General features: G+C 32.8%; 20 protein-coding genes. 4 read left to right on the top strand and 16 right to left on the bottom strand.

The genetic code is table 11. From position 1 onward, the window contains the following. Positions 1 to 27: 27 nt before the first annotated feature. The 16 genes from AB3G33_RS11880 to AB3G33_RS11805 form a co-directional block, all read right to left on the bottom strand. Complete coding sequence (locus AB3G33_RS11880; RefSeq protein ID WP_367752950.1) at positions 28 to 822, bottom strand: DUF1080 domain-containing protein; 795 nt, start codon at positions 820 to 822, stop codon at positions 28 to 30. Positions 823 to 977: 155 nt separating this feature from the next. Continuing rightward, complete coding sequence (locus tag AB3G33_RS11875) at positions 978 to 1,460, bottom strand: GNAT family N-acetyltransferase (RefSeq protein WP_367769739.1); 483 nt, start codon at positions 1,458 to 1,460, stop codon at positions 978 to 980. 4 nt (positions 1,461 to 1,464) lie between these two features. After that, entirely contained in the window at positions 1,465 to 2,565 is a 1,101-nt protein-coding gene (locus tag AB3G33_RS11870; protein WP_367769737.1) for a Gfo/Idh/MocA family protein, read from the bottom strand. Between the two features lie 230 nt (positions 2,566 to 2,795). Then, positions 2,796 to 3,068 carry a DUF4242 domain-containing protein gene (locus AB3G33_RS11865; RefSeq protein ID WP_367769734.1) on the bottom strand — a complete coding sequence of 91 codons (273 nt, stop codon included), beginning with the start codon at positions 3,066 to 3,068 and terminating at the stop codon, positions 2,796 to 2,798. A 346-nt stretch (positions 3,069 to 3,414) separates the two neighbouring features. Then, positions 3,415 to 4,050, bottom strand: a complete 636-nt coding sequence (locus AB3G33_RS11860) for an NAD(P)H-dependent oxidoreductase (protein ID WP_367752942.1) — start codon at positions 4,048 to 4,050, stop codon at positions 3,415 to 3,417. 61 nt (positions 4,051 to 4,111) lie between these two features. Continuing rightward, positions 4,112 to 4,534, bottom strand: coding sequence for an organic hydroperoxide resistance protein (locus AB3G33_RS11855; RefSeq protein ID WP_367769731.1), 423 nt, complete (start codon positions 4,532 to 4,534; stop codon positions 4,112 to 4,114). A gap of 2 nt (positions 4,535 to 4,536) precedes the next feature. Further along, complete coding sequence (locus AB3G33_RS11850) at positions 4,537 to 4,956, bottom strand: MarR family winged helix-turn-helix transcriptional regulator (protein WP_367769728.1); 420 nt, start codon at positions 4,954 to 4,956, stop codon at positions 4,537 to 4,539. A 277-nt stretch (positions 4,957 to 5,233) separates the two neighbouring features. Then, complete coding sequence (locus AB3G33_RS11845; RefSeq protein ID WP_367769725.1) at positions 5,234 to 6,898, bottom strand: serine hydrolase domain-containing protein; 1,665 nt, start codon at positions 6,896 to 6,898, stop codon at positions 5,234 to 5,236. A gap of 75 nt (positions 6,899 to 6,973) precedes the next feature. Beyond that, on the bottom strand, positions 6,974 to 7,783 hold the full coding sequence (locus AB3G33_RS11840) for a helix-turn-helix domain-containing protein (RefSeq protein ID WP_367769722.1): 810 nt from the start codon (positions 7,781 to 7,783) through the stop codon (positions 6,974 to 6,976). Between the two features lie 185 nt (positions 7,784 to 7,968). After that, entirely contained in the window at positions 7,969 to 8,814 is an 846-nt protein-coding gene (locus AB3G33_RS11835; protein ID WP_367769719.1) for a transglutaminase family protein, read from the bottom strand. A gap of 377 nt (positions 8,815 to 9,191) precedes the next feature. Further along, complete coding sequence (locus AB3G33_RS11830; protein ID WP_367769717.1) at positions 9,192 to 10,751, bottom strand: serine hydrolase; 1,560 nt, start codon at positions 10,749 to 10,751, stop codon at positions 9,192 to 9,194. A gap of 93 nt (positions 10,752 to 10,844) precedes the next feature. Next, a complete protein-coding gene (locus tag AB3G33_RS11825) occupies positions 10,845 to 11,642 on the bottom strand; it encodes a prolyl oligopeptidase family serine peptidase (protein ID WP_367769714.1) in 798 nt (265 codons plus the stop codon). 156 nt (positions 11,643 to 11,798) lie between these two features. Next, complete coding sequence (locus AB3G33_RS11820) at positions 11,799 to 12,347, bottom strand: transposase (protein WP_367769712.1); 549 nt, start codon at positions 12,345 to 12,347, stop codon at positions 11,799 to 11,801. Between the two features lie 216 nt (positions 12,348 to 12,563). Beyond that, positions 12,564 to 13,712 (bottom strand): hypothetical protein, encoded by a 1,149-nt coding sequence (locus AB3G33_RS11815; RefSeq protein WP_367769709.1) that lies wholly within the window; start codon positions 13,710 to 13,712, stop codon positions 12,564 to 12,566. A 302-nt stretch (positions 13,713 to 14,014) separates the two neighbouring features. Beyond that, positions 14,015 to 15,118: a DUF4236 domain-containing protein gene (locus AB3G33_RS11810; RefSeq protein WP_367769708.1), complete on the bottom strand. Its 1,104-nt coding sequence runs from the start codon at positions 15,116 to 15,118 to the stop codon at positions 14,015 to 14,017. A gap of 321 nt (positions 15,119 to 15,439) precedes the next feature. Then, complete coding sequence (locus AB3G33_RS11805) at positions 15,440 to 16,510, bottom strand: type I restriction endonuclease (RefSeq protein ID WP_367769706.1); 1,071 nt, start codon at positions 16,508 to 16,510, stop codon at positions 15,440 to 15,442. A gap of 402 nt (positions 16,511 to 16,912) precedes the next feature. Between AB3G33_RS11805 and AB3G33_RS11800 the strand changes: the two genes are divergently transcribed. The 4 genes from AB3G33_RS11800 (at position 16,913) to AB3G33_RS11785 (ending at position 20,881) form a co-directional block, all read left to right on the top strand. Next, the gene (locus AB3G33_RS11800; RefSeq protein ID WP_367769703.1) at positions 16,913 to 18,466 is read left to right on the top strand and encodes a PglZ domain-containing protein; all 1,554 of its coding nucleotides are present in this window, start codon (positions 16,913 to 16,915) and stop codon (positions 18,464 to 18,466) included. 227 nt (positions 18,467 to 18,693) lie between these two features. Continuing rightward, a complete protein-coding gene (gene tsaE, locus AB3G33_RS11795) occupies positions 18,694 to 19,101 on the top strand; it encodes a tRNA (adenosine(37)-N6)-threonylcarbamoyltransferase complex ATPase subunit type 1 TsaE (protein ID WP_367769700.1) in 408 nt (135 codons plus the stop codon). A 10-nt stretch (positions 19,102 to 19,111) separates the two neighbouring features. Next, entirely contained in the window at positions 19,112 to 19,585 is a 474-nt protein-coding gene (locus tag AB3G33_RS11790; protein ID WP_367769697.1) for a GNAT family N-acetyltransferase, read from the top strand. 96 nt (positions 19,586 to 19,681) lie between these two features. Next, the gene (locus AB3G33_RS11785; RefSeq protein WP_367769694.1) at positions 19,682 to 20,881 is read left to right on the top strand and encodes an alanine dehydrogenase; all 1,200 of its coding nucleotides are present in this window, start codon (positions 19,682 to 19,684) and stop codon (positions 20,879 to 20,881) included. Positions 20,882 to 20,905 lie beyond the last annotated feature (24 nt).

Below are 20,905 nucleotides of genomic sequence, written 5' to 3'. Positions count from 1 at the left end.
TTTATATGCTTTTATAAAATTGAGTTTTTACAATTTTCTAAGCCAGATATTTCTAAACTGTGTTTTACAACCGTGTTCTTGTAACGAAATCACATCATCTCCATGAGAAGAAGGATAATTATGCAAACCAGAATACAATGTTAAACCATTTATGGTTGTATTGTTTTGTACCAAAACCCCATTGTGAAAAACAGTAATTCTTGCTGGTGCATCAATGAGACCATTCGCTTTAAAGCGAGGTGCTGTATAAACTACATCATAGGTATTCCATTCCAAAGGTGTTTTCATTGCATTTACTAATGGTGGGTGATCTTTATAAATACTTCCCGCTTGTCCATTACTATAGGTTCTGTTGTTATACGAATCTAATACTTGTAGTTCGTATCTATTTTGGAAAAACACACCGCTATTTCCTCTCCATTGTCCTCCATCAATCACAACATCAGGGGCACTCCATTCAATATGCAATTGACAATCGCCAAACTGCATTTTAGTTTGAATTCCTCCAGCATCAGGAACTACTTCCATATAATCGTTATTCACAATTTTCCAGGCCGCAGGTTTGGTAACGTCTTTTTGACTTACCCATTGATCCATATTTTTACCGTCAAATAATATAATCGCGTCAGAAGGTGCATCCCCTAACTTTTTTGCAGGTGTAACTACACTAACTTGGGGCTCCCAAATTTCGGTCATTTCTGGTTTCATTGGCATAGGAGATACATCTGGTGGCGTATTAATCACCGTATGTTGTGCCATTGCAATTGTAGTTGAAAATAAAACAACTAATAATAAATAACTGCTAACTTTTTTAAATTTCATAACTGACTAAATTAATTTTATTGGACAAAGTATAAATTTATAATAAAATAGCTATCTTTTTGCATCATAACTAAAAAAAAAATAAGCTTTAATTATTATGTTGTTAAAAATAACCGAATTCTAGCAATCTATTTAATCCTGTTATTTGATTCTTTTTAATTTGTCAAAATCCAATCTGCAAGGATCAACTCCATTTTATAATCGGCGGTTTGATACATTAAATCCGTTAAAGGAATTTCTTTAAAACCTAAGCTTTTATAAAGTGCAATGGCGCTCAACAATTTAGTATTGGTTTCCAAAATAATGGCTTCAGCATTACTCTTTTTGCAAATATCAAGACAATGTACCATCAGTTTTCGTCCAATCCCTAATCCTTGATAGTCTGAATTAACTCCTAATTTTAGTATCTCAAAATTATTTCTCCCTTCTTTTATTATCGAAATAGTTCCCACAATAGTATTGTCATAATGAGCCAGAAAAATTGAACCACCTTTATCTAGAATTTCTTCTTTTGGAAAGTCAAGCATCGGCATATCTGCGGGTTCTAATAAACCATATTTCTCTAACCATTCTATAGAAAGTCTTTTATATTCTTTATGGTATTTGGGTTCGTAAGTAGCAATTTGTAATTCTTTCATTATTTTATTTTATTTCAATCGTACGGTTTGTTTTGCTGCTTTTTATAGCAGCATCAAGGATTTCCATAACAATCATATTATTTTCCAAAGAAGAAAGGTCGTAAGGCTTTAAAGTAATTTCATCTCGTATCACCGCTGCAAAAAAAGCAAATGGATCATTATAAGGAGCTTGAAGTGCGGTAGCTTTATGCCCATCTTCAGTAAAACCGTCATACCCTTCTGCCATTCTTACTCGTATGTCATTTTTATTATCGGCATAAATAGCTCCAGTTAAGCCGTAAATTTCCATATCCTTTCTTCCTATTGGCCAGTTCCACGAACCTTGAATCGTAGCATTTGCAGTATCATAAGTCAATAATATAGTAGATTCATCATCTACTTTTGGATTGTTTTCTTTTTGTAATTGTTGCGTAATGGCTGTAACCGTTTTGGGTTTCTTACCTTCCATTAACCAAGTCATTAAATTAACTCCATAACAACCAAAATCAGTTATAGCCCCTCCTCCATTCAGTACAGGATCCGTTAACCAATCTAAAAACTCCGAATTCACTCCAATTTTTTTAGGTCCTCTGTGTCCATCATGCACCACCACTTTACGTAAGTCTCCAATTTTTCCTGCCTTCACTAAATCATAGGATTCCTTATTTGACGGATACCAAGTGGTCTCATAATTCGTCAATAATTTAATCTTGTATTTCTTTGCAAGAACCTCCATTTTTTTGGCATCCTCCAAACTTACTGCCAATGGTTTTTCTACCATTACATGAATGCCTTTTGGTGCACAAGTGGCTACAACGCCTAAATGCTCATAAATACTTCCAAAAGCGGTAACTGCCTCTGGATGTTTTTTAGCAATCATTTCATCCATCGTATTATAAACTAAATCCATGGAGAAATGATATTGATCAGCATAACGTTGCGCTAACTCTCGATTCGTTTCCACAATACCCACAATATCAATATCTCCCCGGTCTTTAATTCCCAAAATCCCATGAACATGAGTGTGTGTAAGACCAATAATTCCTACTTTAAGTACTTTTTGTTGTGCAATGCAATTTATGGTTAGAATGGCTATAAAGACGGTGAAAATATTTTTAACTTTCATATATGGATGTTTTATTTTTATTATCTGTACTAATTTTCACTTACGAATTTAAAAAAATAAACTAGATAACGTTAAATGCCTTTCATTGAATTTCCTTTTTCTTTTTTATAAATGACAATCCATTTTTAGAAACAAAGGATTTGAAGCAGTTATTTGCCTACTCCAAGCACAAAAAAACTACACCTTACCTAAAAGTGTAGCTTCCATTTTTTTGAAATAAATAGGATATTTTATTGTGCGGTATTTGGATTTATTTCGGCAAATACTTCACTAACTGCATTAGCTGGAAAACCACCTAGTTTAGCATGTTCACGCACCATATCTTCATTAGGCGCAGTGTATACACAATAAATTTTATCTTTGGCTACAAAGCTATTGTGCCATTTTATTTCGGAACCCATTTTATCCAACACATTACAAGAGGTTTGCGAGATATCTTTTAGTTGTTGTGGGGTAAGTTTACCAGCTCCAGGAATTTCTCTTTCAATTACATATTTTGGCATCGTCTTTATTTTTGTGACACTAAATTAAATTCAGTACCAAGCCGTTTTTTAAAATGGTATCTGCTTCCATTATTCATTTGCATCTTAAAGTTAATAAAAATATTTATGGAATTATCACAAGTACTTAATTATCATAGATTTAAATACTTTTTTTTTGTAGCGAAATAATAAACCATTGTTTGTGTTTTTTATAGATTACAAAAAAAAGAGGAATACAAATTGATTTTAAAGCTCTTACTAAAAACGCAAAAAACCTAGAACAAAACTGGGTTTTGGACTAGGTTTTAATTGAATAATTTACTTTTATAAATCTAGAATCTAAGCTGGAATATTCTAATTGAACTATTTATTTCAACTCTATTACAAATTCTTCTTTAGGGGTTCTTACTTTTTTCATGGGAGCAATCCAGTCGTTTGGTGTGTCAGCATAACCTACATACATCAAAGAAACACTTTTTAATCCTCTTTTGTCTAATTCTAAGATTTCATCAACTACAGTGTTGTTAAAACCTTCGACTGGTGTACTATCTACTTTTAGTTCAGCGGCTTGCGCCAAAGAAAGACCAAGTGCAATATACGTTTGTCTGGCGATATGAGCAAAATTCTCTTCGGCAGATTGTGCTAGGTAGATTTTCTTCAACATATCAGTATAGCTATCAAAACGCCCTCTTGGTAATCCACGAACATCAGTTGTATGATTATAAACTTTATCAATTCGTTCAGCAGTATAACGATCCCATCCAGCAAAAACGACCACATGAGAACAATCTCTCATACATTCTGGATTCAAAGCTCCTTTTACTAATTTTTCTTTTAATTCTTGATTTTCAACAACAATCACTTGGAATGCTTGCAATCCTGACGAAGTTGGCGCTAAACGTGCCGCTTCTACAATTTTATCAATGTCTGCTGCACTTACTTTTTTGGTTGGATCATATGCTTTTACGGCATGTCTCCAGTTTAAATTTTCTAATAGTGTCATTTTTTTTTATTGTATTTATAGGTAATATGTGATGGAAATTAGTACGAAACTTATTGTCAATTTAATTGTTTGAAACAGTCAACTTCACTAGCATATTACCTCTAGTTGCATTAGAATAGGGACAAACTTGATGTGCTTTTTCAATTAATGATTGTGCTTCATCCATGGATACTCCAGGAATATTAGCATGCAGTTCCGCTTCTAATCCAAAACCACCATTTTCAATTTGTCCAATACTTACTTGGGCAGTTACCGAAGTTTCACCTGTTTGTATTTTTTCTTTTTTTATGATCAAGTTGAGTGCACTATCAAAACAAGCTGAATAACCCGCTGCAAAAAGCATTTCCGGATTTGCATATTCATCATTTGCTCCACCTAAAGATTTGGGATATCTCACTTCTAAATCGATAATTCCATTTTCACTTTTAACTTGTCCATTTCTACCACCAGTTGCGGTAGCATTAATTGTATAAATTGCTTTCATTTTTATTTCTTTAATATCTTAGTTATTATATTTTTTAAGCTTAACAAATCTTCTGCTGAAACATTCATAGATTCCATTAATTGACCCGGAATACAGGATGCTTTTTCTTTTAATGCTAGTCCTTTTTCGGTTAGTGAAATATTAACCAATCGTTCATCAACCGTACTTCTAATTCTTGAAACAAATTCTTTTTGCTCCATTCTTTTTAGCAAAGGGGTTAACGTACCACTATCTAGTTTTAATTTTTCTCCAAGTTGATTTACAGTCTGTTCTTTGTATTCCCAAAGTACAAGCATCACCAAATATTGCGGATAAGTAAGTTGTAACTCTTCTAACAAAGGACGATATTGATTTATAATTTCCTTTGCAAATACGTACACAGGAAAACAAACTTGCTCGCTAATATTTAATTGGTCTTTCATCTTTACTTTTTGATGGTACAAATATAGTTCACAATTAAATTGTGTACAATTTAATTGTGAAAGATTATTATTATTTTAACAACTGTTACAATATGAAAATCTATTATCCATTTCATTTATTGTTGGCTTTTATTAGACAACAATACTTAATACAACATATTGAAGTACTCCTACTCCATATATTTCAAACTTAAACGACTTTATGATAAACAAAAAACCTAGAACAAAAATGGTTTTCATTCTAGGTATATTCTTTTTTACAATTTCATTATTTCTTTTATTTAATTATCGCTGGCAAAATATAATCTTTTACAATTGTATCTGCTTGCGCATGTGCATAGGGTTTATTATATGCTTTGGAAGTGATAATAATAGTAATGGGAAGGTCTTTAAACATAATAAATTCATTGCCTCCATTTCCTGCACAATAATAGGTTTCATAATTTTTACCTTTATAGAAAACCGATTTGTTCCAGAACAAATAACTGTAAAACTGATTGTCTCTTTCGGGAATTTGAATTTGGTGTGTGAACGTTTTTTCTACCCACTCTTTTGGTAGTATTTGTTTTCCATTCCATACGCCTTTGTTTTTATATAATTGAGCATATTTAGCATAATCCAAAGACCTCATTTGCAAACTTCCTGCCGTATTCACTACTTTTTGTGGCGTATATTGCCATTGGTAATTTGTAATATTCAAAGGTTTAAATAGTTTTTCACTGGCATATTTTTCTAATCCTCCGGTAATTTTTTTGTCTAAAATGTCACCTAATACGACAACTCCGGCTGTAAAATAATCCCATTTCCCTCCATTTATTTTCGAATGATCCATAGGCAAGTCTAAGGTAAATTTTACCCAATTAGCTGTAGGATACATATTCTCCTCATTTCCTGGCGAATTACCGTCTGCATCTGAGCCATTAAGTGCGGAACTCATGGTCAATAAATCCTTTATCGTGATACTGTCTTTCATTGGTTCATAATTATCAAATTGCTTTAAATCATAGAAAGAATTCAATGTTTCATTTTCATTTTTAATGTATCCATCACGAATCGCCATACCCATTAAAGTGGATGTAAATGACTTTCCTGCGGATCTCGTGTCGTGCAATGTATTTCTATCGGCATCATTAAAGTATTCTTCCAGCATTAGTTTTCCCTCTCTAATGACTACAATACTGGTGATTTCTTTCAAATTGTACTTGGCAATTTCCGAATTGAGCATTTCAATTTTGGTTTTGTCAAAAGGCAATTTGGAAATCTCCCAACCGCTATTGGGTTGAATGGCTTGAATCGCCATTTGTTCGGCCGTTATTTTAGGTGTTTTAATTACAAGTTGTACTTGACCTGCAGCAATTAAATCACCAACTATTGCGTCGCTACCCTCTTCTCTTTTCACATAGGGTCTAATCTCCATTTTGAGTTGGTGTTTGCCTTCAGTCAATGCTTTTTCTCCACCCTTAGTTTTAAATCGATCCCAAAGATACATCGCCCACCAATCTTCGCCTTTAGAACTCGTCAATGGCACTCTGAAAGTGGTAGACGCATTTTTAGTACCGCCAGATCCAAAACTGCAACCATGATGAATGTTTTCTTTGTAAATAAATTTGCCATCAATGTAAAATAAAAATTGAAGATTTCCTACATTTAGTAATTCTTCAATTGGTAAATCGGGAGCCAATTGATGCAGATAATTGGTAACCGAATTATTCATGAAAACCCGGATATTCAAGTCTGATTTTCGAGTTAAATTAAAGGAAGTTAAGAAATCCGATTCTTTATATTGAACTAATGGAATATTACCATTCATGAAAGTAATTTTTCCAACATTCGCTTTGTGCAAATCGGTTGTAATGCCTTCGGTGGCTACTACATTTTTTATTTGTCCAAAACTGGTTAGAAAAACCAAGTTAACTAAAATGGTGGCGAAAAACTTTTTCATAATTGGTTACTTATTTAGGCACAAAACTATAACCCAAATGAGTTAAAAAATAGAACAGAATTAACATTGGTAAAATTAACTGAAAAGAATTTTTCTATATTCAGAAGGATTAATTCCATTGATTTCTTTAAAGCAACGGGTAAAATGACTTTGATCTGCAAAGCCACAATCTAAGGCTATGGTGGTCAAACTTAATTTTTTCTGAGAGATGAGTCGCAATGATTTTTCGACTTTTAATTTTCGAATGTATTCTCCAAAACTAGAATGAAAGTATTTAGAAAAGTCTCTTGATAAATGCACAGGATGAATGTTTACCGTTTTTGACAAATAGTCTAAGGTAAGTGCATCTGTAAATTGTTCATTCAATATCATATTGATTTCCGAAACCCAAGTAGGCTTAATATTCGCCTTAGTTTGCTTATCAATTAACATTTTGGCTAAGGATTCTAATAATAAAGTTTGAATAGAAAGCGGACTTGTGGTATCGTCCATTTTGGTTTCTCTAAAAATTTTATACATTAAAAATTTCAAATCAGAGTTGGCAATATTGATACTCCCTTCTAAATTATTCGCATCAAATTCTAAATCATCAAACCATTTTTTTTCTATTTCAATATGAAAACCTCTTGTAAATCCTTTGGGTTTGATATTGTAGTGTGGCTCTTGCCAATTGTGAAATAGCAAACTCCCTGCGGAGCAGTTGTATATCTCCTTTTTATTTCCTTCAATCACATTTCCTTCCAAAATAAAAGTAAAATAGGCATTTTCGTGATAATGCCAATCTACTTTATCGTGTGTATAAACGGTATCGGTCAACGTAATTCCATCTAAATGAATCGTTTTGTTCGTTTGCCCATAAAATTCTCCTCTTTGTGATTGTTTCATTATTTGATTCTAATTAGCATTTCGCTTTTTGAAAATAACATATAAATTAACAACTTATTTTTGGTTTTAGATTACAGTTACTTGCTAGAATTCAATTATTTATCATTTCCACTCTAGAGAGAAATCACATAGAAAGGGCAAAGATTGTTATTTACTTATTCAAAATGACAATTAGGTATTCCTTTTTATTGAAAAGACAAACCTTTATAATTTCCGTCATATTTATAAGGTTGAAATGATGGATCGACTACTTGGCAGTCAACAATTACGTTTGTACCATAAGCGTCACCAAAAATACTGGCAACAGCAGCATCTGCAGCATCCCTTCCGTTAGCAATTTTTATTAATCCGTTGAGTGGTGCTAATTTAGTTGAATCAAATACAATCCAGTTTCCATCTATATATACTTCCATACAAGCATGAAAATCGGGTGGATTTAATTGATACGCATATCCTGTGAAGTATCTCGCAGGAATTGTTAAAGCTCTACACAGCGCTATTCCCAAGTGTGCAAAATCACGACATACCCCTACTCTATCATTTAAAGTATCGATAGCCGAAGTTTGTGAATTTGTGCTTCCGCTGGTATAACTAATATTGTTATAAATCCATTCAGTTATAGCCACAACGGTTTCGTAAACCGAATTATATTGCCCGAATTGATTGTATGCGAATTCTATAACTAGATCGGATTGACAGTACCTACTTGGATACAGAAATGAAGCAATATAACTGTCTAATTCTACTACATCGACGACATTGGCAGAGGCACTTTCATCTATGATTTTATAGTTCATATCTACAACTGCTGAATATGTTAAGGTGAAAGTAGTGGGTTGCAGAACCTTAAGACGAATAAACCTAGAACTACCGTCGTGGGCAGTATATTGTTCTAAATACATTGGTGGATCTACCTGAATATTTTCTTGCAAGACTTTTTGACTATAGGTATTTAAGGCTTGAATATTAAAGATGAAAGTGGTAGGACCATTTACAACATACGAAAGCGAACAGTTTACATTGAAATTCATATCAATTATTTTTTAATTTATTCGTTTTGGTAGTTATTTATGTGTCGGGAATCGCCACAACTACTTTTCCGTTTTTCTGATGATAAATGTAGGAAGAAAGTAATGGTAAGACTTATATAAATAAAGACAAATATTATATAATTGTTAGTTAGTTAAAATGTGGATTCTTAATTTCTTCAACTTGTTGTATAGAAAAATAGCATTCCAAACCTCTTTAGACTTATGTTCTATTGGTATGGGAAGGATTTTCGATAGAATTATTGGTAAAAAAACTACTATTTTAAGAGAATTGTTAGCGCAACTAGTCTGTCAAGAATTCTTTTGGAAATGATCAACAGACTTGCACTAATTAAGTTGGATTTATTCTTATTGGTTTACTAGTTTACTCTTTTTAGGTCTAAATCTTGAAAGTCAAAACTAAAGTCAATATTTGGTGAAATTCCTTTCATCTTTATCGATTGTGCTTTTCCGGTTTCGTCTGCGGTAAAAGTGGCCATCGCATCACAATTCATCGCTTGATATTCCCATTTTATGGCAAATGTATTGGCATCATAAAAAGCCAAAGGACCATTTAATTTTGGCGAACGTAAACATTTCATCCACAATTTCTTGTCTTTTAAAAATACTTCCACTTTTCCAAACCAGTTGTCCTCATAAACACCTATAAAATCTTGATTTTTGATTTTGGTGTTTTTTACAGCTTCTACTTTTTTCCAAACTTCCTTGGTTACATCATCACCTTGATTTCTACCTTCATTCATCCATCCCACCATTTTATCGGTCCACCCAAAATCGTCTAAACCTAAATAACTGTCGCTTATCGTTTGGGTAACTGCACTAAATAAACCAGCTCCACCATTCTCCGTATTGGTCAAAATAACAATTCCTAAGTTCATGTCAGGATACATCGTAATTATAGATAACATGCCTGGCAGACCGCCTGTATGAGAAACTTTAAAATTCCCTTTGCTATCCCCTAATTCAAATCCTAAACCGTAACCCGCAAAATGAGAATTATATCTTGGGTCTGGATTGGCCTGCTCTACGGTATGTATGCGCCACATTTCGTTATGATTTTTTTCAGAAAACAAAGTAGATTGCATATCAACACCATATTTTCCTTTATTCATCTGTGTCATCATCCATTTTGACAAGTCGGCTACATTTGAGTATACACCTCCCGCTGCACTTGCTGTACTAATAGCATACGATTCAATGGTTTTTATAGTCCCTGATTCTGATGAGTGCGAAACCGCTAGATTACTCTTGTCTTTCAGTAAGCTCCCCACATAAGTACGGTTCATTTCTAATTGAGTGATGATGCGTTGTTGCACAAATTGCTCATAACTCATGCCACTCTCTCTAGCGATAACCTCTCCTGCAACGATATACAGTAAATTATCATAATCATATTGCGTTCTAAAGGGCGAAACCGCTTTAAAATGTTGAAAGCTAGTCACCACATCGTTCACAGTAAAGTTAGAACCATCAGGAAAAAACATTAAATCCCCAACACCCAAACCAAGGCCACTGCGGTGTGTTAATAAATCTAGGATGGTAAAATTGGCAGTAACATAATCGTTATACATTTTAAATTCGGGAATATGGTCAATCACTTTATCGGTCCATTTTAATTTGCCTTCGTCTTCTAAAATAGCCAAAGCAGCCGTTGTAAATGCTTTAGTATTGGAGGCAATTTGGAAATTAGTATTTTCATTGACCACTTGCTTGGTAACAATAGAATTAACTCCATATCCTTTTTGATGGATAATTTTGCCGTCTTTAACAATAGCGATGGCAGCACCTGCTACCTTAAACTTTTGTAATGCCTCTTGCATCAAAGAGTCAATTTTGGTTGATGACAATTGAGCAAAACTTGCGGTTGATGTTAAACAAATAAATAGTACTGCTAAAAATGATTTTGACCTTTTTTTCATATTGATTTGTGATTTAGATTTCGATAATTATAGTTTTTTAGTTTTCCAATTTTATGGTGACTATGGATTATAAATGTAGGTAAGAGATGTTTTTTATTTATGCTTATCAAATAACCATTTAGGAATTTCCTCGGTTATTAAAAAAGGAATGACAATAGTATTATGATTGAGGTTATTAAAAGTCGTAAAAATCAAATTTTTGTTTGAAAGTAATTTATTAAACAATTCAACACTTCCGATATAGGGATTCTCGTCATCTTTTTCCCCATGTATAAGCCATAAATTTTTCTTGCTTAATTTTTTAAGATTTGAAAAATCAGGAACGGCTGCAACAGAAACGGTAGCCGCAAATATGTTTGGCGCAATATTCAGTACGTTTTGTGCAGTTGATGCCCCCATAGAATAACCAATTAAGTAAATCCTATTTTTATCAATGTTTGGATATTCTTTTTCAACATTTTTAATTAATTCCAATACCGCAAAAACATCTTTTGAAGATTTTGAAATTTGAATACCATCAATATTCTTTTCATAATTTGAAGAACGCTTGCTGAATTGTGGTGCAATTACATAACATTGATATTTATTATAAATTTCAGGTCTTAACCAAATTTTTGCAAATGGTTCAAGTTGATTTTCATTATCATTTCCAATTCGGGTAGAGTTGTGGAAGGTAATTACTAAAGGATATTTTTGGTTATTACTATTATTTTTTGGCTTTAGAAGCCGATACGGAATTTGTATATTTTCTTTACTAAATGTTTTTTTTAGATAGACATCCGTATTTAGGCTGTTTACTATTTTTCTGTTATTTACGAAAGCTAAACTATCAACAACCGCTTCTCGGAATTCTTTTTTCTGTGCAAAAGTGGAATTTGCAATTAAAATCAAAAAAATTATTGTTAGATTTTCTTTTAAATTTCTTTTATACATATTGTTTTTCTAAAATAAAGTATAACATTCTGGGATTATAAATGTAGGTAATTGGTTTTGTTTTTCACGAGCCCACTGCTAGCACAAGCATCTCACTCGTGCCCACAATAAAAATCAATTCATATCTATTTCTAAAATTGTATGATCATTATTTCCATAGTTTCTAGCTGAACTGTATTTCCAATCAATTGAATCAGTTACAAAACCAGATTCTACAGGGTTTTGATGAATATATTTAAGTTTTTGTTCAAAAACTTTTAAAGACCAAATTTCAATTGGATGATTGTCTTGTTGCCAAAACTGTCTGTGTTTTACATTGCTATTCTTTTTCCTTGCACGTTCCATCATCCAAAGCATCCATTCTCTTCTACTTTCTTGAACATTTTCTTCAATTGTTTTGAGCATTTTTTTAGATGTAAAACCTTTAAAATCTCTCATCAAACCTGAAGGATCTCCATTACTTGAACGAAAAATTAAATGAACATGACTTGGCATAATGCAATAACCATAAATTTCCATTCCTTTATTTTTTCTACAAAAATCTAAGGATTCAATGATATTCTCAAAATAAGTATCTCGTGTAAATACATCAATCCAATTAATGGTTGCAAAACTTACAAAATAAGCACCTGTACTTTCACCAAATTTATATTTTGTACTCATATTTATTACAGTATTTGCTTTATGGTTAAGCTCATCGTAGCTAAAGACCGCTAGCGCGAACGTCTCGCTCGTGCCCATTATCAAAATAAATTTAAAATAAAGTAAACCATTATTTTTGATATTTTTATTAATGAACTATTTTATAAATAAATTATCAAAATAAACTGCTATAATAGAAAACTACATGTATATTTTTTCATACAACTTTGGTTTTATTTACTTTGTGGGCACGAGCGAGACGCTCGCGCTAGCTGGGATTTTATTTTCAGGCTCTTCGTCTATAATTGTAAATTTATCTAAAAGCAATTGTTTATTAGCATCATCTAATTGTTTGAATCTTTCTCTCACAATAGCAGTTTCTTCTCGTAAGACAACGGAAATTTTCTCTTCGCCATCTTCGGTAACTTCTTCGTGTGCATTAAGTAACTTTATTTCATTACCTTTAATAATGTGGTCTGTAATTACATTGCTAATTTCGTCTATCTTTTTTTCAACACCAGTTTTTTCAATAGCTTTGTCTTCTTTAAGTTTCCTTTTATGTTGTTCTAAAGCCTTAGTTTTGATTGACTCTTTTATATTATCAAGCATTAAGATTTCTCTATCTTCTTCCAGCTTCAACAACTTCTTATTTCCAATATAGGTTGATAAAAATTCCTTAGCAACTTTTGATTTCAATAATAAATAAGCACCATATGCCTTCAATCCGAAAGTTATTAGTTCCGTTAAGTCTATTGCAATGTCAAAATCAATGTTAAAAATTACATCTATTGAGCCATTTTGGATTTCTACTAAAGAAATTTCTTCTGGCGATTTTGATTTTAATAAAGTATGATAGATTAAAAGAGTCCTGTTCCAGCGATTCAATGCTTTTGAAAATTCTTTTAAACTTCCTGTAGATTGTAAATCTTTAAAAACTAATGAAACTAATGCTTGTTCAGCTTGCCCTTCGACAAGATTATCACTTGTAGCATATTTAGTAAATATTTTTTCGGCGACTTTAATTTCATTTAGATTTTCGTCAATTTTTAAATTCAACTTCTCTAATAGAGCATAAAATTTTTGAAAGTATTCTTCAGCGGTTAAAACTGGGTCGTTGTTAATTTCATCAATTTGATTAATAATATCTAAAGATGTAAATGGTTCAGAATCTTTCAAAATATGTTTTAACTCAGAAGCAAGAGAATTATTTTCTATTACAAAAAAATAAGTTTTCACTTTTTCTGATATATCTTTCATAAAGATAAGATTCCTATTTTGTGATTGAGCTATCGCACCAATGTAATCTACCAAATCACGTTTAAGTCCTGAATCGATTACTAATTCTTCAAAAAGTTTTATTTTACTTAGTATACTTTCAATATTCATTACTATTTTGGTTTATGGTGAGGGTTTACGCGCAAAGTTCGGTATCATTGCCTACAACGTCAGTTCGTCTAATAACCTAAATAAACTCTCTAAAAATTCCATATTTTATATTTTTAAAAGATAGGAATCCGAGAACAAAAACTCAAAACTGAGGTTTTTAGACAGTTTGACGTTTCGTAGCTACACGATGCACAAGGATTCGGAAACCCGAGTATTTTCCGCTAAACGTAAACATGTTGCGAAACGGAAATTCCACAAAAGCCTTGTGTATTTTGTAACTGCTGTTAGGGGCTGTGCTTTAATTAAAGAGCTTTTTTATAGTCCAAAAAAGTTTCTGAAAACTGTCCTGATTTTTCAAAGTTACTAAAGGAATATAATTCATTTAGACCGAAAGAAGTTTTAATTTCAAGTTTTCCATAACTTACAATTGGTATTTCATAATTGCCTTTGAATCTTTTGTCTGGTGATCCATTCTTATTTACTTTCGCCCAAGTTTTATCAATTATTTTTGTGTCTGAAGGGATTTTTTCTTCTTCTAAAAATCTTTGTTGTGAAAAAGTTAATTCTAAATCTTTAATATCAATTAGTGCAAATTTATTATTGCTTGTAGTGAAAATTATGAATGCAGGATATATGTATAAATCTCCACCATTTTTATTTTCAAAATGAAATGCTGGATAAGTTGATTTTATAATATCAATATTATCGAATTTAAATTTAACAGGTTTACGAGTTACAACACTTGATGCAGCACTTCTTGTAGTTTTCATATCCTGTTGTATGCTTGAAGTAATGTCCCAAATTACTTCGGTTGTTAAGAGTTCATTATAAGAATTTAGTAAACCATTGTATTTTTCTTCAAAAGATTTGTCAAATTCTACATCAATATTTATGAAACTATTTTCTAATTGATGTTCTAAATCACGCAAATATTCCTCTTTATCGAGAATTTTATTCTTAAACGTTTTAACGAACAGTCCGACAACAAAAATAGATGCTACTATACGTATAGTTTTTGCAGATTTAATTTCTTTTTTCGTTTGTATAATTTCTTGATTAAGTTCAATTCTGTCTTTATAAACTTCTTCAAGTGTTTCTTTTAGCTCAATAAGATTTGCGCTTGTTAATTTATCAGCTTCTGCACTTTTAATTTCACCAACAATTACTTGTGTACTATTACTTTTATGTTCAATATTTTCTGTAGAATCAGTGAAATTTGAATTCTGTTTTGTTCCAATTTTTTTTCGGTCATACAACCCTGTTCCGGGAATTCCAGTGTTTAAATAACTTCCTTTTTTAGTGAAGTTTACACTTGCTCCATTCACACCTAGTGTTGAACTTATTCCCGATTTTGAAAGATTCAAATGGAATCCGGGGAAAACTTTTACTCTTTTTCTAAATCTCATATTTTAGTATGTTTTTTCTGTTTTTTTTAGCATTGCCCCCAACTAGTATATAACCTAAATTTTATACTTCTTTTAATTAAATTCTCTCTCACGATACTCGAAACAAAAATCCACAACAAAAGGAAAGTGTACTTTCATCTTATTGTGGATTAATTTTGTTTTTACGTGGTTTTCAAATGTATGATTTTTTTTATTAAAATACCAATACCCAAATGTAAGTTATAGAAAATCAATCTCTTTACGGTTTTCCTCATTTTGCCCGTAATTAGGAGAACAATTCGTATTAGCAGTTGGCTAGTCATTGCTATTTTACTTCTTATGTTATTCGTAGTTTTTTATTGTAGTTAATAATTCAGTTTTATAATTATAAATATCGTCTAAGGAAGAAATTAATTTTTTCTCTCCATTCTCTTTTCCATTGTTGAAAAGTTCAACATATTTATTTGCTGAATTAAAATGTAAGCGACAAATTGGCTTTCTATTATTGTCATCTAATAAAATACCAAAATATGATTGAGTATCTCTAAATGCAATGCGAGACGCTGGCAAAATTTCTCTTAAAATGGCTTTTACTATTTGAGAACCTTCAATCTCTTCTTCCGTTGTAATGAATTTTGGAGTTTCAACATTTTCATCAATAGCTATAGTTGGTTCATTAGTCTTTGATGGAACGGTTTCAGTTATATTTAAAGCATTTGTCAATCTGAAGTTTATTGATTCATTTATTGAGTTTGAGAATGCTTTTTTAGTATATTCTTTGAATGCAACTAATCTTGGAGCTGTTAAAGGTTTGTTGAAAAATCTGTTTACTAAAAGACGAACTATTTCATCCGAAGGTTCTTGTATTTCTTTTTCAAATTCGTTTCTAATAGCCTTTATATATTTTAATCCTTCTGCTGAATCTAAAATTTCTTCAAGGTTGTATCCGTTTTTAGAAAAATTTTCTAGAATTTTTAAGCTTGTATCTTTTAAGTTTGATATGTCTAAAGTAAAAAATGGTTTTTCATCCATTATATTAGGTTTCTCTAAATCTGCATAAAAATTATAAATATGACCGTTTGTCAAAACTCCAAAGCGTGATTTTGAAACGTGATAATATCTATGAAGTTGAGAATTATGAGCATCAACATTTTCTTTCCAATTTTTACATTCAATTATTAAAATGGGTTCCCCATCTTTTTTAATTACATAATCTATTTTTTCTCCTTTTTTAGTTCCAATATCACAAACAAATTCAGGAATTACTTCTGTTGGATTAAAAATATCATATCCAAGAATTTGAATAAAAGGCATTACAAATGCATTTTTAGTTGCTTCTTCTGTATTTATTTGGTCTTTTAGAGAGTCAACTCTTTGATGTAACTGTTGCAATTTTAATTTTAAATCTTCCATTTCTGTTGTTGTTTATGTTGTGAAGTACTTTTGTTATGGTGTTTTTTCGGATAGCCAAAACTATTAAAATACCAATATTCCAAATGTAAGTTGTAGAAAATCAATCTCTTTACGGTTTTCCTCATTTTGCCCGTAATTAGGAGAACAAATCATTCTAGCAATCCCAATCCTGCGTGAGGGACGGAAACGGAAAGCCCACAGCCCCGCTTTTTTTGGCGGGGCGAGGACTTGCAGTGGACTGCCCGACCGGAGCTTTGGCGGAGGGCACGCCCAGAAAAAAGTACTAATCCGCACCCAATAGCGTTTTAACAGTAAATTTTATAATAATATTAATATCTAGACCTTTTAAAAAAATGTAATTTGGCATCTTGCTAGCGCATTTAATTCTTGATAAATAACGATATGGATAAGATAAAAATACTTTGGGTGGATGATGAGATTGATTACTTGAAACCACACATCCTTTTCTTGGAACAAAAAAATTATAGTGTGACGACTTGTAATAACGGTCGGGATGCGATTGATATTTTTGAAAATGAGAATTTTGATATCGTTTTTCTGGATGAGAATATGCCGGGTATGAGCGGGCTGGAAACGCTGTCGGAAATGAAGGAGAAAAAGAGTATGGTTCCCATGATTATGATTACCAAAAGTGAGGAAGAGTATATTATGGAGGAAGCCATAGGGTCTAAAATTGCCGATTACCTAATAAAACCGGTGAACCCCAACCAGATTTTGCTGAGTTTGAAAAAGAACTTGGATCACTCGCGCTTGATTTCGCAAAAAACAACGCTGGATTACCAGAAAGAGTTTAGAAAAATTACGATGGAAATGGCGATGGTGAACTCCTATGAAGACTGGATTGAGTTGTACAAAAAATTGATATTTTGGGAACTGCAGTTGGAAACCATCAACGACCAAAGCATGGTGGAAATACTGGAATCTCAAAAAGCAGAAGCCAACTCGCAGTTTGGGAAATTTATAGAACGCAATTACGAAGATTGGTTTTTGCCAAAAGCTGATAAACCCGTGCAATCCCATACGTTATTTAGAGAATTAGTGGTTCCGGAGTTGGTTAAAAAAGACAAACCAGTGCTGTTTGTCGTAATTGATAATTTGCGTTACGACCAATGGAAAACCTTTGAAAGCGTAGTCGCTGAACATTATAAACTAGAAAAAGAGGTGCCCTACTACTCTATTTTGCCTACGGCGACGCAGTATGCTCGAAATGCGATTTTCTCTGGTTTATTGCCTCTGGAAATGGAAAAACAGTTTCCGCAATACTGGAAAAATGATCCTGAGGAAGGTGGAAAAAACTTGTATGAGGCCGAGTTCCTGTCGGCTCAATTGAAGCGATTGGGATTGAAAATCAAAGAGGATTATTTTAAAATCACGAATTTGGCTTCGGGTAAAAAACTGGTAGAGAATTTCAAGGGACTAAAAGACAACGACCTAGTTACCGTAGTATATAACTTTGTAGATATGCTTTCTCACGCGAAAACCGAAATGGATGTGGTAAAAGAATTAGCCTCCGATGATAAGGCGTATCGCTCGCTAACGCTGAGTTGGTTCAAGAATTCTCCTTTGTTAGAAATCATTCAACAGGCACAAAAACTGGGTTTTAAACTGATTCTAACTACGGATCACGGAACAATCAATGTGAAAAATCCATCGAAAGTGGTGGGTGATAAAAACACGAGTTTGAACTTGCGTTACAAAACCGGTCGCAGCTTAACCTACGAGTACAAAGATGTATATGCTGTAAAAGAACCAAAAAAAATAGGATTGCCTGCCATAAATATGAGTAGTTCTTATATTTTTGCAAAAAATGATTTGTTCTTGGCGTATGTCAACAATTACAATCATTATGTGAGTTACTATAAGAATACGTACCAACATGGAGGGATTTCGCTAGAAGAAATGATTATTCCTTGTTTGGTGTTTAATCCGAAGTAGAAAAAACTTTGTTTAAAGTTTTTTTTGTGTAAGGTTGCCTTGATTGTAGTAATAAAAAAAGTTTCAGGTTTGACGTAGTTTGAAAATATAGTTTAAGGTTTCTTTTGTTTCAAGTTTATGGTTGCCTTGATTGTGGATATAAAAAAGGTTTCAGGTTTATACTATTGTAATAGAAGAGAGAATTGAATTCAAAATTTATAATTCAGAATTTAAAATAATAATAAAAAATGGAATTTATTTTTTCATTAGAAGACATCGCCTCCGTAGCGGAAATAGTAGTGGCTCAAAACCCAAAAAAAGTAATTCTTTTTCATGGAGAAATGGGTGCTGGAAAAACGACTTTTATCAAACAATTGTGCAAAACGCTGGGCGTTACAGAAGCGACAAGCAGTCCAACCTTTTCTTTAGTTAACGAATACCATACTGTTGACAATCAAATTGTTTACCATTTTGATTTTTATAGATTGAAGAATGAAACGGAAGCGCTGGACATGGGAGCCGATGATTATTTCTATTCTGGAAATTGGTGTTTTATCGAATGGGCAGAACAGATTCCGAATTTGATTCCGGAGGAACATTCCGTTATTAAAATTGAAGTCCTTCCTGATGGCAAACGTCTATTGCATTTAAGCTAATACCACTACAATGAGTTCAGAAAATACTGTTTTTATTATTCCTTTTTCGGATGAATTAAAGGAAGCCATAAAAACCTTGAATGAGGAATGGCTGAAGCGTTATTTTAAAATAGAGCCCAAAGACGAGCAAGTACTCTCCAATCCACAAAAATACATCATCGAACCAGGTGGAATGATTTTTTATGCGCAGTACAACAATAAAATTGTGGGTACAGTCTCGCTTATAAAAATCAATGAAACCGACTTTGAATTAAGCAAAATGGCAGTTACGGATGGTGTTCAAGGTTTAGGAATAGGAAAAAAGCTATTAGATCACTGCATCCAAGTGGCTAGCGAGCAACAAATGAAAAAGCTAATTTTATATTCAAACAGAAAATTGATTCCAGCAATACATTTGTATGAAAAGTATGGATTTGTTGAAGTCGCCCTAGAAGATGGCGTGTACGAAAGAGCTGATATAAAAATGGAACGAATTATGGATTAATTACTACTAACCTTTTTTATTGATTGCTAATTGATAAAAATCAGTTTTTTTTTAAACTTTTTTATGTAATTTTACTCTTTAATCATCACAACAACAATGTCAATATCTTTTTATCCATTCACGAAAGCAGAACTTTTACCACAGGAAGAAAAACTGGAGGTAGCAAGACGCAAGAGCGATCTTTTTATTGGTATTCCTAACGAAACCAGTTACCAAGAGCGTCGCATTTGCCTTACGCCCGATGCTGTAAATTCCTTGACTTTTCAAGGACATCGTGTAATGATTGAAGCAGGAGCTGGAGAAAACTCCAGTTACTCGGATAAAGAATACAGTGACGCTGGAGCAGAAATAACCAATGATACCCGAAAAGTATTTGGTTGCCCTATGATTCTAAAAGTAGGAACGCCTACACTAGCAGAAATTGAAATGATGAATCCACAAACCATCTTGATTTCGTCTATCCAATTAAAAACAAAAAGCAAGGCCTATTTTGAAGCGTTAACCAAGAAAAAAATAACGGCTCTCGCTTTTGAATACATAAAAGACCAAGACGGTTCTTACCCTGCAGTACGTTCCTCGAGTGAAATTGCAGGTACTGCTTCCATATTAATCGCTGCCGAATTAATGATTACCAATGAATTTGGAAAAGGATTGTTGTTTGGTAATATTACTGGAGTCGCCCCTACTGAAGTGGTGATTATAGGTGCTGGAACAGTAGGTGAATTTGCTGCAAAAACGGCTTTAGGTCTTGGTGCAACGGTAAAAGTTTTTGACAATTCAATCACAAAATTGCGCCGTTTGCAAAACAGTTTGAACCAACGAATATTTACTTCCACCATACAAACCAAAGGGTTATTAAAAGCCCTTAGACGTTGTGATGTAGCCATTGGTGCTATGCGGGGTATCGATCGCTGTCCCGTTATTGTTAGTGAAACCATGGTGGAACACATGAAAAAAGGAGCTGTAATTGTAGATGTAAGCATTGATACAGGCGGTTGTTTTGAAACCTCTGAAGTAACTTCGCATGAAAGACCTACTTTCATAAAAAGCAACGTTTTGCATTATTGCGTACCCAATATTCCATCTCGCTATTCTAAAACGGCTTCGCTTTCTATCAGCAATATTATCACTCCCTTTTTAATGCAAATTGCCGAAGATGGCGGACTTGAAAGCGCCATTCGTTGTGATATGGGCTTGAAACATGGCGTTTATTTGTACCATGGAATTCTGACCAATAAAGCCATTGGAGACTGGTTCGATTTACCCAATAACGACATCAATTTAATTGTGTTTTAAGAAATCTTTCCTTTACCTTTGCCA

Origin of the sequence: Flavobacterium sp. WC2421, assembly GCF_040822115.1 — a bacterium.
Taxonomy (GTDB): Bacteria; Bacteroidota; Bacteroidia; order Flavobacteriales; family Flavobacteriaceae; genus Flavobacterium.
The sequence above is the reverse complement of the archived record's forward strand: the minus strand, read 5'-3'. Positions and strand labels throughout refer to the sequence as shown.

Bases quoted from the DNA above. Each gene is read 5' to 3' on its own strand.
- AB3G33_RS11880 (WP_367752950.1), bottom strand. From the start codon at position 822: ATGAAATTTAAAAAAGTTAGCAGTTATTTATTATTAGTTGTTTTATTT.
- AB3G33_RS11875 (WP_367769739.1), bottom strand. From the start codon at position 1,460: ATGAAAGAATTACAAATTGCTACTTACGAACCCAAATACCATAAAGAA.
- AB3G33_RS11870 (WP_367769737.1), bottom strand. From the start codon at position 2,565: ATGAAAGTTAAAAATATTTTCACCGTCTTTATAGCCATTCTAACCATA.
- AB3G33_RS11865 (WP_367769734.1), bottom strand. From the start codon at position 3,068: ATGCCAAAATATGTAATTGAAAGAGAAATTCCTGGAGCTGGTAAACTT.
- AB3G33_RS11860 (WP_367752942.1), bottom strand. From the start codon at position 4,050: ATGACACTATTAGAAAATTTAAACTGGAGACATGCCGTAAAAGCATAT.
- AB3G33_RS11855 (WP_367769731.1), bottom strand. From the start codon at position 4,534: ATGAAAGCAATTTATACAATTAATGCTACCGCAACTGGTGGTAGAAAT.
- AB3G33_RS11850 (WP_367769728.1), bottom strand. From the start codon at position 4,956: ATGAAAGACCAATTAAATATTAGCGAGCAAGTTTGTTTTCCTGTGTAC.
- AB3G33_RS11845 (WP_367769725.1), bottom strand. From the start codon at position 6,898: ATGAAAAAGTTTTTCGCCACCATTTTAGTTAACTTGGTTTTTCTAACC.
- AB3G33_RS11840 (WP_367769722.1), bottom strand. From the start codon at position 7,783: ATGAAACAATCACAAAGAGGAGAATTTTATGGGCAAACGAACAAAACG.
- AB3G33_RS11835 (WP_367769719.1), bottom strand. From the start codon at position 8,814: ATGAATTTCAATGTAAACTGTTCGCTTTCGTATGTTGTAAATGGTCCT.
- AB3G33_RS11830 (WP_367769717.1), bottom strand. From the start codon at position 10,751: ATGAAAAAAAGGTCAAAATCATTTTTAGCAGTACTATTTATTTGTTTA.
- AB3G33_RS11820 (WP_367769712.1), bottom strand. From the start codon at position 12,347: ATGAGTACAAAATATAAATTTGGTGAAAGTACAGGTGCTTATTTTGTA.
- AB3G33_RS11815 (WP_367769709.1), bottom strand. From the start codon at position 13,712: ATGAATATTGAAAGTATACTAAGTAAAATAAAACTTTTTGAAGAATTA.
- AB3G33_RS11810 (WP_367769708.1), bottom strand. From the start codon at position 15,118: ATGAGATTTAGAAAAAGAGTAAAAGTTTTCCCCGGATTCCATTTGAAT.
- AB3G33_RS11805 (WP_367769706.1), bottom strand. From the start codon at position 16,510: ATGGAAGATTTAAAATTAAAATTGCAACAGTTACATCAAAGAGTTGAC.
- AB3G33_RS11800 (WP_367769703.1), top strand. From the start codon at position 16,913: ATGGATAAGATAAAAATACTTTGGGTGGATGATGAGATTGATTACTTG.
- tsaE (WP_367769700.1), top strand. From the start codon at position 18,694: ATGGAATTTATTTTTTCATTAGAAGACATCGCCTCCGTAGCGGAAATA.
- AB3G33_RS11790 (WP_367769697.1), top strand. From the start codon at position 19,112: ATGAGTTCAGAAAATACTGTTTTTATTATTCCTTTTTCGGATGAATTA.
- AB3G33_RS11785 (WP_367769694.1), top strand. From the start codon at position 19,682: ATGTCAATATCTTTTTATCCATTCACGAAAGCAGAACTTTTACCACAG.